The organism is Serratia sp. AR11 (assembly GCF_056376275.1).
This window is the reverse complement of the sequence record NZ_CM150739.1, coordinates 3,582,589-3,597,652: the sequence shown is the minus strand read 5'-3', so window position 1 is coordinate 3,597,652 and position 15,064 is coordinate 3,582,589. Positions and strand designations below refer to the sequence as shown.

Below are 15,064 nucleotides of genomic sequence, written 5' to 3'. Positions count from 1 at the left end.
AATTCCTCGTCGAAATATTAATTGATGTTCGTTTTCTGTTTTATTTGTTATTTATTAGTTAACCCAGAGAGTGTGATATGTTGGGCGATGCCATATTTGACCGAGTGAAAAGATCAGATCATAAAAATATTGCGCAGATTAATGCCTTCCTGCGGAGTAACGATCTGAATATTGATACGACGGTTGAAATATTTATTACCGTTACACAGAACGATAGGTTGGTCGCCTGCGGCGGTATTGCGGACAATATTATCAAATGCGTTGCCATCAGCCCACAAATGCGCGGCGAAGGCTTGGCACTGCGGCTGGCGACCGAACTGGTGAATCTGGCGTATGAACGCCACCACACCCAGCTATTTATCTATACCAAAATCCAAAATGAACCGCTGTTCCGCCAGTGTGGTTTTTATCCGATAGCCCAGGTGCCGGGCATCGTGGTGCTGATGGAAAACAGCCCGTGCCGCCTGAAGCGCTATGCCGCCCAATTGGCGGGTCAGCGGCAGCCGGGCAAGCGCATTGGCAGCATTGTGATGAATGCCAACCCCTTTACCCGTGGTCACCAATATCTGGTGCGCCAGGCGGCCGAAAAGTGCGACTGGCTGCACCTGTTTTTGGTCAAGGAAAACACCTCGCGTTTCAGCTATGAAGACCGGCGGCGACTGGTGCTGGCAGGCACGGCAGACATTGCCAATCTGACGGTGCATGAAGGCTCGCAATACGTCATTTCCCGCGCCACTTTCCCTTGTTACTTCATTAAAGATCAGGGCATTGCCGACGACTGCTACACCGAGATCGATCTGAAGATCTTTCGTCAGTATCTGGCACCCGCGCTGGGCATCACCCACCGTTTTGTCGGCAACGAACCGTTCTGCGCGGTCACCGCGAAGTACAACCGCGATATGCGTTATTGGCTGGAAACCCCGGCGTTATCCAGCCCGCCAATCGCGCTGGTAGAAATTGAGCGTTTGCAATATCAGGGCACGGCAATCTCCGCCTCCTGGGTGCGCAAGCTGTTGGCCGCGGGTGATTTTCACGCCGCCGCGCCGCTGGTGCCACCGGACACCCTGTATTACCTGCAAGATTTGCAAACGCAGCGCCGGGCCAAACCGGCGGCCACCCCCTTTGAATCCGCACAATCAGGTGAAAGATGAAAATTATCCGAGAAGCAATGGCCGGCACGCTGGAATCCAGCGATGTCATGGTGCGCATCGCCCCCGCCGAGGGGCCGGAACACGACCTGCTGATCGCCAGCAGCGTGGAAAAACAGTTTGGCGAAGCCATCCGCCAGACGCTGTTGCAGGTGCTGCAGCACTACCAGGTGGAGCCGGTGCAGGTGATGGTGGACGACAAAGGGGCGCTCGACTGCGTACTGCGGGCCCGACTGGAAACCGCGCTGATGCGTGCCTGCGACAATGGCCAACTGCCTTGGGGAGCGCCTAATGAAAACGCTGAATAAACACCGCCTGCGTCGCAGCATGCTGTTCGTGCCCGGTGCCAACGCGGCGATGGTAAGCAACGTCTTTATTTATCAGGCCGATGCGCTGATGTTCGATCTGGAAGACTCGGTGATCCTGCGTGAGAAAGACGCGGCGCGGCGGCTGGTTTACCACGCACTGCAACATCCGCTGTATCAGGAAGTGGAAACCATTGTGCGGGTTAACGCGCTGGATTCCGCCTACGGTCTGGCAGATCTGCAGGCGGTGGTGCGGGGCGGTGCGGACATTGTGCGCCTGCCGAAAACCGACAGTGCGCAGGACGTGGTGGACATGGATCGCGAGATTGCCGCCATTGAAGCCGACTGCGGACGCCCGGTCGGCAGCACCGGCCTGCTGGCGGCGATTGAGTCGGCGGCGGGTATTACCCAGGCGGTGGCGATTGCCCATGCCTCACCACGGCTGATCGGCATTGCGCTGGGAGCGGAAGACTACGTGCGCAACCTGCGTACCGAGCGTTCTCCGGAAGGCATCGAACTGTTGTTCGCACGTTGTTCATTGCTGCAGGCGGCTCGGGCGGCTGGCATTCAGGCGTTCGACACGGTTTATTCCGATGCCAATAACGAAGCCGGTTTCCTGCAGGAGGCGGCGCTGATCAAACAGCTCGGCTTCGACGGCAAATCCCTGATTAACCCCCGGCAGATCGAACTGTTGCACAACCTGTATGCACCCACCGCCAAAGAGGTGGCCCATGCCCAGCGGGTGGTGGATGCCGCCGCAGCGGCGGAGCAGGAGGGGCGCGGCGTGGTGTCGCTCAACGGCAAGATGGTCGACAGCCCGGTGATTGAACGCGCACGGCTGGTGTTGCAGCGTGCAGCGCTTTCCGGCATCCGCGAAGCCTCGGTTCAGCATGGAGAGGAAGCATAATGAAACGCCAACAACGACTGATGACCCTGAATAACCTGGCGGAATTACGCTGCTATCAGGCGTCCTCCAAGGCTAACCAGCAGGCGAGCAAACCCCGTGATATCAAACGCTGCGACACGCTGGAACAGGCGGTGCGCCGCAGCGGGTTGCAGGACGGCATGACCATTTCTTTCCACCATGCGTTTCGCGGTGGCGATCTGGCGCTAAATCAGGTGATGGAAACGCTGGCGGCGATGGGGTTCCGTAACCTGACGCTGGCTTCCAGCTCGCTGAGCGAATGCCATGCGCCGCTGGTCGGCCACATCCGCAACGGGGTGGTGAGCCGCATTTATACCTCCGGCGTGCGCGGTCCGCTGGCGGACGCCATCTCACGCGGCCTGTTGGCCGAACCGGTACAAATCCACTCCCACGGCGGTCGGGTCAACCTGATCGAGTCCGGCGAATTGAGCATCGACGTTGCCTTCCTCGGGGTACCGGCCTGCGATGAGTTCGGTAATGCCAATGGCTACAGCGGCGAAGCCTGCTGCGGCTCGCTGGGTTACGCCAAAGTGGATGCCGACGCGGCGGGCACCGTGGTGCTGCTGACCGAGGCGATTGTGCCTTATCCGCATCATCCGGCCAGCCTGGCGCAGGATCGGGTGGATCTGATCGTTCAACTTGAGCGAGTGGGCGACGCCGACAAGATTGGTGCCGACGCCACGCGCATGACCTCCAACCCGCGTGAACTGCTGATTGCCCGCCGGGCCGCCGAAGTGATCGCCGGTTCCGGCTACTTTACCGAAGGTTTCTCGCTGCAAACCGGCACCGGCGGCGCCTCACTGGCGGTGACGCGTTTTCTGGAGGACAAGATGCGCGCCCGCGGTATCCGCGCCGGTTTCGCACTCGGTGGCATTACTTCGACCATGGTGGATTTGCATGAAAAAGGGCTGATTACCCGCTTGCTGGACGTGCAGAGCTTTGACCGTGCGGCGGCGATGTCGCTGGCGCGTAACCCCAATCACATAGAAATCAGTGCCAATCAATACGCCAACTTCAGTTCGAAGGGGGCTTCAGTCGACAGGCTTGACGTGGTGGTGCTGAGCGCGTTGGAAATCGACACCGGTTTTAACGTTAACGTGCTGACCGGTTCCGATGGTCTGCTGCGCGGAGCTTCCGGTGGCCACTGTGACACCGCAGCCGCGGCGCGGTTGGCAATCATCGTGGCACCGCTGGTGCGCGGGCGTATCCCAACGCTGGTTGAGCAGGTCACCACCTGTGTCACGCCCGGCTCCAGCATCGACATTTTGGTTACCGATCATGGTATTGCCGTTAACCCGGCGCGGCCGGAATTGGCGCAGCGGTTGCAAGCGGCCGGTTTGCCGGTGGTCAGCATCGACTGGCTGCGCCAGCGCGCGCTGCTGCTGACCGGTGAACCTGAGCCGATCGTCTTTACCGACAAGGTGGTGGCGGTAGTGCGCTATCGCGACGGTTCGGTGATCGACGTGGTGCATCAGGTGGCGGAGTAATCCTATGGCTAACGTCCCTCCCGAACTGGCCGCCAACCGCGCAGTCAGCCTGCCGGAATTGCTCACCAGCCGTGAATGCCGTCAGGCCCGCCAGCAGGCATGGCTGGCGCAGCATCAGTCCACCTTGCTGGTGCTGACGCTGGTGGTGCCCGGCGCGGTAAAAGACAGCGCGCTGACGCGCAATATCTTCAACCTGGGCTGGCAGGCGCTGCAGCAAATGTGGGGCGAGCAGGGCTGGCACTGCCTGCAGGCAGAAACGCTGGCGTTGTCCACCGGCTGCGAGGGTTTTGTGGCGTTGCAGGCAGACGCACAGCGGGTGAAAGACTGCGCTATCCAGTTGGAGGTGCAGCAGCCGATTGGCCGACTGTGGGATATCGACGTGCTGGACTCACAGGGGCGCATTTTGTCGCGCCGCGATCTGGGGTTGGCGGAGCGTCGCTGTCTGCTGTGCAGCCAACCGGCCAAACTCTGCGCCCGTCAACGGCAGCACGGCAGTGAAAAGCTACTGCAGGAAATGGAAAGGATGCTCAATGATGCACTCGCTACCCGCTGAGCCGGTCAGCTATGCGCCGCAAACGAAGATCGGTGACTTCGCCCACGCCGCCTACCGCGCGCTGTTGGTGGAAGTGAATCTGACCCCCAAACCGGGGCTGGTGGATCGTCACAACAACGGGGCTCATCGGGATATGAACCTCGGGCATTTCTACCGTAGCGCCCGCGCCATTGGCATCTGGCTGCCGCGCTTTGTCCGCCAGGGCCGCGACGATGCCTTCCGCCCGGTGGCCGAGCAGCTATTGCGGCTGCGGCCGCTGGGGCTGGCCTGTGAAACCCACATGTTCCAGGCCACCGGCGGCGTCAACACCCATAAAGGCAGCGTGTTTTCTCTCGGCCTGTTGTGTGCCGCCTTCGGCCGTCGTTACCAGCGACAACACCCTATTAACGCCAAAACCTTGTGCGCCGAGGTGGCGGCAATGTGTCACGGGCTGGTAGCGCGTGAGCTGCAACAGCACAACGCGTTACAGACTGCCGGTCAGCGACTGTTTGCCGAACATGGCCTGAGCGGCGCTCGCGGCGAGGCCGAGTCCGGCTTCGAGCGGGTGATCAACGGCGCGCTGCCGCTGTATCGACAACGGCTGAACACCGGCTGTGATGAGCAGACGGCGCTGATGGACAGCCTGCTGTGGTTGATGGCCCACAACGATGACACCAACGTCGCGTCACGCGGCGGCATCGAAGGCTTGCGCTGGTTGCAGCAACGCGCCGCAGAGTTGTTGGCTAAGGGCGGGGCGCAGGGCGAGCAGGGCATTGATCGCCTGCGGCAGTTCGACGCCGAATGCATCACGCGCAATCTCAGCCCCGGCGGTAGCGCCGACCTGTTAATCGTCACCTGGCTGCTGGCGCAGTTAGCGAACTAAAAACAATAACCCGTCTTCAGGAGAATTTTATGTCCGAAACCAAGGAAAAAGTCTGGAAAACGCTGGCACCGCTGCTGGTGTTGGCGATCCTGCTCTGGATACCCGCCCCGGAAGGGATGCCGCCGCAGGCCTGGCGTTACTTTGCCATTTTTGTGGCAATGATTGTCGGCATGATCCTGGAGCCGATCCCGGCGACGGCGATCAGTTTTATCGCCGTGACCCTCAGCGTGTTGAGCGCCAACTGGGTGCTGTTTGGTGCGCAGGAACTGGCAGAACCGGGCTTTAAGGCCGGTAAGGAAGCGCTGAAATGGGGGCTGGCGGGGTTCTCCAGCACCACCGTTTGGCTGGTGTTCGGTGCCTTTATCTTCGCGCTTGGCTACGAAGCCACCGGGCTGGGGCGGCGTATCGCGCTGTTTATGGTGAAGTTTATGGGCAAGCGTACCCTGACGCTCGGCTATGCGGTGGTGATCATCGATATCCTGCTGGCGCCTTTTACGCCGTCCAATACCGCGCGTACCGGCGGTACCGTGTTCCCGGTGGTGAAAAACCTGCCGCCGTTGTTCGACTCGTTCCCCAATGACCCGTCCTCACGCCGTATTGGCGGCTACCTGATGTGGATGATGGTAGTGGGCACCAGCATCAGCTCCTCAATGTTCGTCACCGGTGCCGCGCCCAACGTGCTGGGGATCGAGTTCGTCAGCAAGATTGCCGGCGTGCATATCAGTTGGATGCAGTGGTTCCTGGCCTTCTTGCCGGTTGGGCTGTTGCTGTTGATTATCGCGCCGTTGATCTCCTATTACCTGTACAAACCGGGCGTGACCCACAGCAGTGAAGTGGCAACCTGGGCCAATACCGCGCTGAACGAGATGGGCAAGCTGACGCGTCAGGAAATCAAGCTGATTGGCCTGGTGCTGCTGAGCCTGTGCCTGTGGGTGTTTGGCGGCAAGGTGGTGAATGCCACCACGGTCTGCCTGCTGGCGGTTTCCCTGATGCTGGCGTTGAATGTGGTGTCGTGGAAGGCGATCACCCAATATTCCAGCGCCTGGAACACGCTGGTTAACCTGGCGACGCTGGTGGTGATGGCCAACGGCCTGACGCGCTCCGGCTTTATCGACTGGTTCGCCGAGACCATGAGCACCCATCTGGATGGTTTCTCGCCGAATATGACGGTGGCGGCGCTGGTGCTGGTGTTCTACTTTGCCCACTATCTGTTCGCCAGCCTGTCGGCGCACACCGCTACCATGCTGCCGGTGATCCTGGCGGTCGGCAAGGGGCTGCCGGGGGTGCCGATGGAGGAACTCTCGATGTTATTGGTGCTGTCGATCGGCATCATGGGCGTGCTGACGCCTTACGCCACTGGTCCGGGGGTGATCATCTACGGCTGCGGCTATGTGAAATCGAAGGATTACTGGCGCATGGGCGGCATTCTCGGCGTGGTGTATATCGCCGCGCTGCTGATGATCGGTTGGCCAATCATGCGTTTGTGGCTGTAAGTTTTTGAGTTAATGGCGGCCATCTGCGGATGGCCGCTGGGCAGACCTTTCCTTGTGATATCCATCACACACTTTCCCCGTTAACCTCTCCATCATAGCGAGGCAAACGCTAACACACTAAAAATAATCATATTCCTGGAGCCTCTGCGGATGAAAAGAAAAGCCTTATTGCTGTGCTTGCCGTTATTAATCACCGGGACTGCCCTGGCAGAAACCAACGACTATCAATTGGATCAGGTGCTGGTGATGAGTCGCCATAACCTGCGTGCGCCGCTGGCCAATAACGGCAGCGTGCTGGCACAGTCCACGCCCAAAGCCTGGCCGGCCTGGGACACGCCGGGTGGCCTGCTGACCACCAAGGGTGGGGTACTGGAAGTCTATATGGGCCACTATTTTAACGCCTGGCTCAAGCAAACCGGCGTTCTGCCGCAGGAAGGCTGCCCAACGGCCGGCAGCGTTTACGTTTATGCCAACAGCCTGCAGCGCACGGTAGCGACCGCGCAGTTCTTTACCAACGGCGCTTTCCCAGGTTGCGACATCAGCGTGCATCATCAGGACAAAATGGGGGAGATGGATCCAACCTTCAACCCGATCATCACCGACAACAGCGACGCTTTCAATCAGCAGGCGCTGGGGGCGATGAACAAAGAGCTGGCCTCGCTGAAGCTGGATACGGCCTATAAACAGCTGGCGAAAATCATCGATTACAAAGACTCCAACAGTTGTAAGACCGACAAGCGCTGCGATCTGACCAAAGAAGCCAGCAAAATGAGCGCAGTGCCGGGCAAAGAGCCGGGCGTCGCCGGCCCGTTACGGGTGGGGAACTCGCTGGTGGATGCCTTTATGCTGCAATATTACGAAGGTTTCCCGATGAAGGACGTGGCCTGGGGCAAAATCACCACGCCGCAGCAGTGGAAGCAGTTGGCGCAGTTGAAAGACGGCTATCAGGATTCGCTATTCACCTCGCCGGTGGTGGCGCAGAACGTGGCCAAACCGCTGCTGACTTACATCAACGGCGCATTGATTGGCGAGCGCAAGCCGGACTCCCCGAAAGTGACGGTATTGGTGGGCCACGACTCCAACATCGCATCGCTGCTGTCTGCGATGGAGTTCCAGCCATATCAACTGCCGCATCAATACGAGAAAACGCCGATTGGCGGCAAGCTGGTGTTCCAACGCTGGCACGACAAGAAAAACGATCGTGACCTGCTGAAGATTGAGTACGTGTATCAATCGACCGACCAGTTGCGCAATGCCAGCCCGTTGACGCTAAAAACCCCGCCGCAGCGCGTGACGCTGGCGCTGAAAGGCTGCCCGGTGGATAAGCAGGGCTACTGCGCCTGGAGCGACTTCGAAAAAACCATGAAAGACATTCTGTAATCCCGCAGCTCCTCTTCCCCGGTTGCGGGGGAGAGGATCCTGTTTGGATGATTACGCTTGAAACACCCCCGCCAATCACCTAGCATTTCAATAAGTCTCGCCTGGGAGGGTTAACCAATGCGGCCATCAATTGCACTTGCTGAAAAACGCCATGCTGTTCGTGAGGTGGTGGGGCTTTTTCATTCTGCCAATCCACGCGTTTTTGGTTCGGTACTTTATGGAACAGACAGTGACGGCAGCGATCTGGATCTGCTCGTTGATGCGTTGCCCGGCGCGACCCTGTTTGACTTGGGCGGCTTACAGGCTGAACTTGAGGCTTTGCTGGGTATTCAGGTTGACCTATTGACTCCTGGCGATTTGCCAGTCAAATTCCGCGCTAAGGTTCTTGCCGAGGCGCAACCGGTATGAATGAAAATCGACTTAGCGATTATCTTGCCCATATGGTGCGGGCTGCGTCAGATGCATGCAGTTTTGTTGATGGTGTGTGCCAAGAAGATTTTCTTGACGATAAACGCACCCAACAGGCAGTAATAATGAGTCTGATCATCATAGGTGAAGCCGCCACCAAAGTGATGGACAATAATGAGCTATTTACTCAACAGCACCCGGAAGTGCCTTGGCGCAGTATGCGAGGCATGCGTAACCGAATTGCACATGGCTATTTTGATATTAACCTCGATGTGGTTTGGGCTACGGTGCAAACGGCCTTACCGGAGTTATTGATCCAGTTACGTGCCTTACGTCAAGAGGTTGATGACAAAAACTAAAGCGTCATTGCTACGCTCCCAACATGGACAACCTGTGTTCTCTTCTTTTATCCCCAGCATTGAATGGCTGAACCTGGAGGATTACCCAGGGCGGGTTGCCCGTTGCCGCTTTTCTTTGGCGAACTATCAGGATGGCTGTTTCGACGCCATTGGCATGAGCATCCCCGAACATCTGGCGCGGGCGGTGCCGAAGCGGCGGGCAGAGTATCTGGCCGGGCGTTACCTGGCGCGGGAGTTGCTGGTTCCGCTGGGGTTTGCTGATTTCACGTTGCTGCGTGGGGAAGACCGTGCGCCGCAGTGGCCGCAGGGCATCGCAGGGGCAATCAGCCATAATGCGGATACCGCGCTTTGCGCCGTACACCGGGAGAACGCTCTGGGTGGCGTGGGGTTGGACGTTGAAACGTTAATCCCCACGGCACGGGCGGAGGAGCTATGGGGGGCTATCATCAGCGAGACGGAATATGAATACCTGCGCGCCCAACCGCAGGCATTCAACTGGCTGCTGACGCTGGTGTTTTCCGCCAAAGAAAGCCTGTTCAAAGCCTTGTACCCACAGGTGCGTAGCTATTTTGATTTTCTCGATGCACATCTGGTGGCGGTTGATATACAGCAACAAACCTTTGCATTCGAACTGCTAAAACACCTCACGCCGCATTGCCACGCTGGCCGCCGTTTTGGCGGTCGTTATTGGCAACAAGGTGACGATGTCACAACTTTTATCTGTTTATAATCAATGGAATGAAAAAAGTTGCACTGTCACATTAATCACAAGGCCCGCCGCCGTCGAACCAGGTGGCGGGCGCCCTCCGACACCAGTAACAGCAATGCCAGCCAGATCGGAATATAGGTCAGCCATTCATCCCGGCCGATGCTTTCGCCAAGTAGCAGCGCCACGATCACCAGTAGCACCGGCTCTACGTAGCTCAGCAGGCCGAACAGGCTGAACGGCAGCAGGCGGCTGGCCAGGATATAACACACCAGCGCGGCGGCGCTGATTATCCCCAGCAACGGAACTTGCCAATAGAGCGCCGGGCTGATGCTCAGCGCCGCCAGCGGCCCGTTGCCACCGAAGGCGAACCAGGCGGCCACCGGTAACATCAATGTCAATTCACACCACAGCCCACCGAGGTTGTCGGTGCCGAAACGGCGGCGCAAAATAAAGTAAACCGGATAGCCCAGCGCCACCACCAGCGTGGTCCAGGAGACGCCGCCCACCTGATACAGCTCATTACCAACGCCGATAATCGCGCAGGTAACCGCCAGTTTTTGCAGTAAAGAAAGCCGATCGCGGAAGATCAAACGCCCCGCCAGCACCATGGTCAGCGGCAGCAGGAAATAGCCCAGTGACACCTCCAGCGCTTTGCCGTGCAGCGGCGCCCACAGGAACAACCACAGCTGAACCCCCAGCAGCGCCGAGCTCAGCGGCAGAAACAGCAGGCGGCGCGGTCGTTGTTTTATCCAGCACAGCGTCTCGCTGACCTTGCGCCAGTCGGCGGAAAACAGCATAAACAGCGTCAAAAACGGCACGGTCAGCAGGGTGCGCCAGCCAAACACTTGCTCACCGTCGAGCGGCGTCAGAGTGGAAGTGTAGTAATACATCACGCCGAACAATATTGAGGCGATAACGGAAAGCGCTATTCCTTTAATCACGGGCCGTCCTGAAAAGTTATTGATTTTATTGCCGCTACTCTAGTGAAGTTTGGTGCTGACAACAATGCCGCGTATCACACTGGACAATCGGCAGTGGCGAGTTAAAATAAATACTGTGTATTAATACAGGTGTTATGCGATGACCCTCGATCTTTTTGAAGACTCCGTACCGCCGCCGTGGCGGGAACAGATTGCTCCCGGCGCGGTGGTGATGCACGGTTTTGTGCGCGATCACGGTCCGGAGTTGCTGGCGGCAGTGAATGGGGTGATCGCTCAGGTGCCGTGGCGGCATATGACCACGCCGGGCGGCCACGTGATGTCGGTGGCGATGAGCTGGTGCGGCAACGGCTGGAGCAGCGACAGCCGCGGCTACCGTTACTCAGAGCGCGACTCGCGCAGTGGCAAACGCTGGCCGCCGATCCCGGCTATCCTGATGGCGCTGGCGGATGAGGCGGCGCAGCAGGCGGGTTTTGCCCCTTTCGTGCCGGATTCCTGCCTGATGAACCGCTACGATCCGGGCAGCAAGCTCTCGTTGCATCAGGATAAGGACGAGCATGATTTCGGCTCGCCGATCGTTTCCGTCTCGCTGGGGTTACCGGCGGTGTTCCAGTTCGGCGGCATGCAACGCAGCGATCGCGCCCAGCGCATACCCTTGGCGCACGGCGATGTGGTGGTGTGGGGAGGTCCGTCGCGCCTGTGCTTCCACGGGATTATGCCAATTAAAGAGGGTTACCATTCGCTGGTGGGGCCACACCGTATCAACATCACGCTACGTAAGGCGCTTTAGCTGCGGCTCTTTTGCCAAACAGGCAACCAGATAGTCGATAAACACCCGCAGCTTGGGCGGCAAGTGCTGGTTGGGGCCATACAGTAGCCACAGGCCGCCGTGGTAACTGCTGAGAAAGTCCCATTCCGGTAACACTTGCACCACTTCGCCGCTGTCCAGCGCCTGCCGGGCAGTAAAGTACGGCAGGCTGCCAATGCCAATGTGCTGTTTTACCGCATCCAGCCGCACGCCGGTGTGGTTGGCGGCATAACGCCCGTGCACGTTTACCGTCACCGATTTACCCTCTCGCCGGAATTTCCAGCGTGCGTCGTTGGGCGTTTCCCCCAGATAAATGCAGCTGTGCTGCGCCAAATCCTGCGGATGCTGTGGCGTGCCGTGCTGCGCCAGATAACCGGGGGTGGCGCACAGCAGGTGTTCGATAGTCATCAATTGGCGGCCAATCAAGCCGGGAGAAGGGCGCTCGGTAATACGCAGCGCCAGATCGACCCGATCGTCAATCAGATCCATATAGCGATCTTCCAGCCGCAGGCGAACGTCTACCTTGGGATAACGGCGTAAAAACTCCGGTATGTGCGGGTGCAACACAAAGCGACCCACCGCCTTGGGGACGCTGACGCTGACCAGCCCTTCGGGTTCCACCGCTCCGCGGCCGCTGAACGCCATGACCGAGTTCGCGGCGTCTAACATGCTGCGACAGCGCAGAAACACTTCTTCGCCTTGTTCACTCAGGCGCAGCTTACGCGTGGTGCGGTGCAGCAGTTGCAATGCCAACGCCTGTTCGAGTTTGGCAACGCTGCGGCTGGCAGCAGAAGGAGAAGTGCCCAGCCGACGGGCAGCGGCGGAAAAACTGCCACTTTCCACCACCTGAACAAAAACGGCCATTTCGGCCAGCAGCGAATGAGAGAGATTTGTGCTCACGGCGCAAAGGTCCATTGTATCTTTGATGGATTATGCTTTGATTATGGCATGAATATAATGGAGCCACTAACCAGGAGAAAAACCATGACCGAACGGCTTTATTATTATAGCGATGACTTACAGGGCGAAGCACAGGTGCTGGCCTGTACTCCGGTTGAAGACGGCGGATACGCGATAGAGCTGAACGCCACGCTGTTCCACCCGCAAGGCGGCGGACAACCGGCAGATGGCGGCCTGCTCGGTACTATCCCGGTGCTGCGTGTGGCACAACAGGGCGAAAAAGTGCTGCACTTTACCGCCGAGCCGCTGCCCGAAGGGCCGGTGAGCGTAACGGTTGATGGCGAACTGCGCCGCTTGCATACCCGTTGGCATTCCGCCGGACATCTGATTGGCTGGTTGGGTGAAACGCGCGGCTGGCAGCCGGTCAAGGCGCACCACTGGCCGGGTGAAGGACGTATTACCTTCGTGCCGGAAGCAGAACCCCAAACCCTGGATCAGGATTTCCTGCATGCGGAGTTGGCGCGGCTGATTGCGGCGGATTTCCCACGCAAACAACTGACGGTTGACGGCCTGCGTCAGGTAGGTTTTGGTGAATTGCCTACATATGGTTGCGGCGGTACCCATGTCCATTCCCTGGCTGAACTGGGTAGGGTAAATATTACCGCGCTCAAGATGAAAAAAGGGCAGTTGATTGTGCAGTATGAGCTGGGCTGAGGTTTGAGCCGGAGCGATTATTTCGTCGGCCCGGCCTGTCGCAGCATGGTGCAGAATGCGCACTGGCATCCCGCCTGCGGCAATGCTGCGCAGGTGCCGATGTTGACCGCTTGCGCATCCAGCGCGTGAAATCCGTAAAACAGATTCTCCAGGCTGTTTTCCGCTGAGCGCGTCTGTTCCGGCTGCGTCTCGGGCACTTTGGACTGAAACGCGGCGGCGCGTCCGGCTAACAAGCCAAGGAACAACAGCGAGAGCTGAATTTTCATTTTCGTCTTCCCGGTTTGATTTCTGATACGTTATAACAAAACATCTCTTCTGCCAACCACCGATGCCTTGTGCATTTTCCGCCATTGGTTAGCGAAATTAGTTCGTTCAACTCCCCGCCGATTTGGTTTGTTATCTAACCCATAACATTCCGAAATAAAGAAGGCGTGGCACACAATGTTTAATTTCTCTTTCAATCGATTAACCAGTGGGATAACAGTGGCATTGGGACTGGCGGCGGCGATGAATCCGGCGCTGGCGTCGGTGCAGGGCGGCACGCTTGTCTACCTGGAGCAGCAGGCGCACACCAACCTTTATCCGCCTTCCGGCGGTTTCTACCCCAACGGCGGTATCCTCAATCAAATCACCGACAAACTGACCTACCAGAACCCGCAAACGCTGGAGATTGAGCCGTGGATTGCCGAGTCCTGGAGCAGCAACGCCGATAAAACCGAATACACCTTCAAGCTGCGGCCTGGCGTGACTTTCTCCGACGGTACACCGCTGGATGCCAATGCAGTGGCGAAAAACTTCGATACCTATGGCCTGGGCAATAAAGAGAAACGCCTGCCGGTGTCCGAGGTCATCAATAACTACGACCACAGCGAAGTGATCGACCCGTTAACCGTCAAATTTTACTTCAAGCACTCGTCTCCCGGCTTCCTGCAGGGCACCGCCACCATTGGTTCTGGCCTGGTTTCGCTCAGCACCCTAAACCGCAGCTATGACCAACTCGGCGATGCGCGCCATATCATCGGTTCCGGCCCGTTTGTGGTCAGCGCCGAGACGCTGGGGCGTGAGGTCAGCCTGAGCGTTCGCAAGGATTATCACTGGGGCCCGGCCAAATTGGCTCAGCAAGGGCGCGCTAATCTGGATGGCATCAAGGTGATTGTCACCGGCGAAGACAGCGTGCGCATCGGCGCACTGCAGGCCGGGCAGGCGGACTTTATTCGCCAGATCCAGGCCTACGACGAGAAGCAGACACAGGAACAGGGCTTCACGATTTACGCGGCCCCCACGCGTGGTGTCAACGATAGCGTCGCCTTCCGGCCGGATAACCCGCTGGTAAGCGACCTGCGCGTGCGTCAGGCACTGCTGCACGCCACTGACAGCAAGCAAATTGTCGATACGCTGTTCTCGGTTAACTACCCACAGGCTAAATCGGTGATTGCTTCTTCCGCCGCCGGTTTCGTCGACTTATCCGCCAAGCTGAAATTCGACCCGGAGCTGGCCAACCGTCTGCTGGATGAGGCGGGCTGGAAAAAGGGCGGCGATGGCCTGCGCGAGAAGGACGGCAAAAAATTGCTGCTGAATGTCTATGAATCGCTGCCGCAGCCGCAGAACAAGGCGGTGCTGCAGCTGGTTTCGCAGCAGTGGGGCAAGGTCGGCGCGCGCTTGAACATTCTGGCGGGCGACGCCGGCAGCAAGGTGGCGGATAACCTCGATCCGCAGAAAACCCCGGCGGCGGTGGTGGAGGTGGGACGGGCGGATCCGGACGTGATTAAGAGCCAGTTCTACCCGACCAACCGCGATGCGCTGTTGCAGCAGGGCGGGACGGGCAAAAACAGCGCATTCAAAGATGACAAGCTGAACGCGCTGCTGCTGGGCATCGCCTCTGAGGTGGACCCGCAAAAACGCCTGCAGATTGCCGGTGAGGCGCAGAATTACCTGCTTGATCAGGCCTATGTGATCCCGTTCTTCGAGGAGCCGCAGGTGTTTGCCGGTGCACCTTATCTGAAGGGGGTTAGTTTCGAAGCGGTCGGTCGCCCGAGTTTCTACGGCGCCTGGTTAGAGAAACACTGAGGAGGCGA

The 15,064-nt window shown here is 58.5% G+C and carries 17 protein-coding genes; 14 read left to right on the top strand and 3 right to left on the bottom strand.

What is annotated here, in order from left to right; translation table 11 throughout:
* Positions 1-77: 77 nt before the first annotated feature.
* The 11 genes from citC to ACSOSI_RS16955 all read left to right on the top strand — a co-directional run bounded on the left by citC (position 78) and on the right by ACSOSI_RS16955 (position 9,650).
* The gene (citC, locus tag ACSOSI_RS17005; protein WP_476705840.1) at positions 78-1,151 is read left to right on the top strand and encodes a [citrate (pro-3S)-lyase] ligase; all 1,074 of its coding nucleotides are present in this window, start codon (positions 78-80) and stop codon (positions 1,149-1,151) included.
* Positions 1,148-1,456: a citrate lyase acyl carrier protein gene (gene citD, locus ACSOSI_RS17000; protein WP_012145888.1), complete on the top strand. Its 309-nt coding sequence runs from the start codon at positions 1,148-1,150 to the stop codon at positions 1,454-1,456. The genes citC and citD overlap by 4 nt, the downstream gene beginning before the upstream one ends.
* Positions 1,440-2,360: a citrate (pro-3S)-lyase subunit beta gene (gene citE, locus ACSOSI_RS16995; RefSeq protein ID WP_476705839.1), complete on the top strand. Its 921-nt coding sequence runs from the start codon at positions 1,440-1,442 to the stop codon at positions 2,358-2,360. Before citD ends, citE begins: the two co-directional genes overlap by 17 nt.
* Entirely contained in the window at positions 2,360-3,865 is a 1,506-nt protein-coding gene (gene citF, locus ACSOSI_RS16990) for a citrate lyase subunit alpha (protein WP_476705838.1), read from the top strand. The genes citE and citF overlap by 1 nt, the downstream gene beginning before the upstream one ends.
* A gap of 4 nt (positions 3,866-3,869) precedes the next feature.
* Positions 3,870-4,418 carry a citrate lyase holo-[acyl-carrier protein] synthase gene (gene citX / locus ACSOSI_RS16985; protein ID WP_476705837.1) on the top strand — a complete coding sequence of 183 codons (549 nt, stop codon included), beginning with the start codon at positions 3,870-3,872 and terminating at the stop codon, positions 4,416-4,418.
* Entirely contained in the window at positions 4,396-5,280 is an 885-nt protein-coding gene (gene citG, locus ACSOSI_RS16980; RefSeq protein WP_476705836.1) for a triphosphoribosyl-dephospho-CoA synthase CitG, read from the top strand. The genes citX and citG overlap by 23 nt, the downstream gene beginning before the upstream one ends.
* 29 nt (positions 5,281-5,309) lie before the next feature.
* Positions 5,310-6,773 carry an anion permease gene (locus tag ACSOSI_RS16975; RefSeq protein WP_012145883.1) on the top strand — a complete coding sequence of 488 codons (1,464 nt, stop codon included), beginning with the start codon at positions 5,310-5,312 and terminating at the stop codon, positions 6,771-6,773.
* 150 nt (positions 6,774-6,923) lie between these two features.
* Entirely contained in the window at positions 6,924-8,153 is a 1,230-nt protein-coding gene (gene agp, locus ACSOSI_RS16970) for a bifunctional glucose-1-phosphatase/inositol phosphatase (RefSeq protein ID WP_218217054.1), read from the top strand.
* Between the two features lie 117 nt (positions 8,154-8,270).
* Complete coding sequence (locus tag ACSOSI_RS16965) at positions 8,271-8,561, top strand: nucleotidyltransferase family protein (RefSeq protein WP_261423344.1); 291 nt, start codon at positions 8,271-8,273, stop codon at positions 8,559-8,561.
* Entirely contained in the window at positions 8,558-8,920 is a 363-nt protein-coding gene (locus ACSOSI_RS16960) for a HepT-like ribonuclease domain-containing protein (RefSeq protein ID WP_476705835.1), read from the top strand. Before ACSOSI_RS16965 ends, ACSOSI_RS16960 begins: the two co-directional genes overlap by 4 nt.
* Positions 8,907-9,650: a 4'-phosphopantetheinyl transferase family protein gene (locus ACSOSI_RS16955; protein WP_476705834.1), complete on the top strand. Its 744-nt coding sequence runs from the start codon at positions 8,907-8,909 to the stop codon at positions 9,648-9,650. Before ACSOSI_RS16960 ends, ACSOSI_RS16955 begins: the two co-directional genes overlap by 14 nt.
* A gap of 35 nt (positions 9,651-9,685) precedes the next feature.
* On the opposite strand, the gene rarD is transcribed toward ACSOSI_RS16955, so the two are convergent.
* Entirely contained in the window at positions 9,686-10,570 is an 885-nt protein-coding gene (gene rarD, locus ACSOSI_RS16950) for an EamA family transporter RarD (RefSeq protein ID WP_476705833.1), read from the bottom strand.
* 139 nt (positions 10,571-10,709) lie between these two features.
* Here rarD and alkB point away from each other — a divergent pair, with 139 nt between their 5' ends.
* Entirely contained in the window at positions 10,710-11,357 is a 648-nt protein-coding gene (alkB, locus tag ACSOSI_RS16945) for a DNA oxidative demethylase AlkB (RefSeq protein ID WP_012145879.1), read from the top strand.
* Here the strand turns inward: alkB and ACSOSI_RS16940 are convergent.
* A complete protein-coding gene (locus ACSOSI_RS16940; protein ID WP_261097941.1) occupies positions 11,340-12,275 on the bottom strand; it encodes a LysR family transcriptional regulator in 936 nt (311 codons plus the stop codon). The two genes, alkB and ACSOSI_RS16940, sit on opposite strands and share 18 nt — an antisense overlap.
* An 84-nt stretch (positions 12,276-12,359) precedes the next feature.
* Between ACSOSI_RS16940 and ACSOSI_RS16935 the strand changes: the two genes are divergently transcribed.
* The gene (locus ACSOSI_RS16935; RefSeq protein WP_476705832.1) at positions 12,360-12,989 is read left to right on the top strand and encodes an alanyl-tRNA editing protein; all 630 of its coding nucleotides are present in this window, start codon (positions 12,360-12,362) and stop codon (positions 12,987-12,989) included.
* Positions 12,990-13,006: 17 nt separating this feature from the next.
* On the opposite strand, the gene ACSOSI_RS16930 is transcribed toward ACSOSI_RS16935, so the two are convergent.
* A complete protein-coding gene (locus tag ACSOSI_RS16930; protein WP_012145876.1) occupies positions 13,007-13,255 on the bottom strand; it encodes a hypothetical protein in 249 nt (82 codons plus the stop codon).
* A gap of 175 nt (positions 13,256-13,430) precedes the next feature.
* Between ACSOSI_RS16930 and ACSOSI_RS16925 the strand changes: the two genes are divergently transcribed.
* Positions 13,431-15,056, top strand: coding sequence for a TIGR04028 family ABC transporter substrate-binding protein (locus tag ACSOSI_RS16925; RefSeq protein ID WP_026142441.1), 1,626 nt, complete (start codon positions 13,431-13,433; stop codon positions 15,054-15,056).
* The last annotated feature ends 8 nt before the right edge of the window (positions 15,057-15,064 follow it).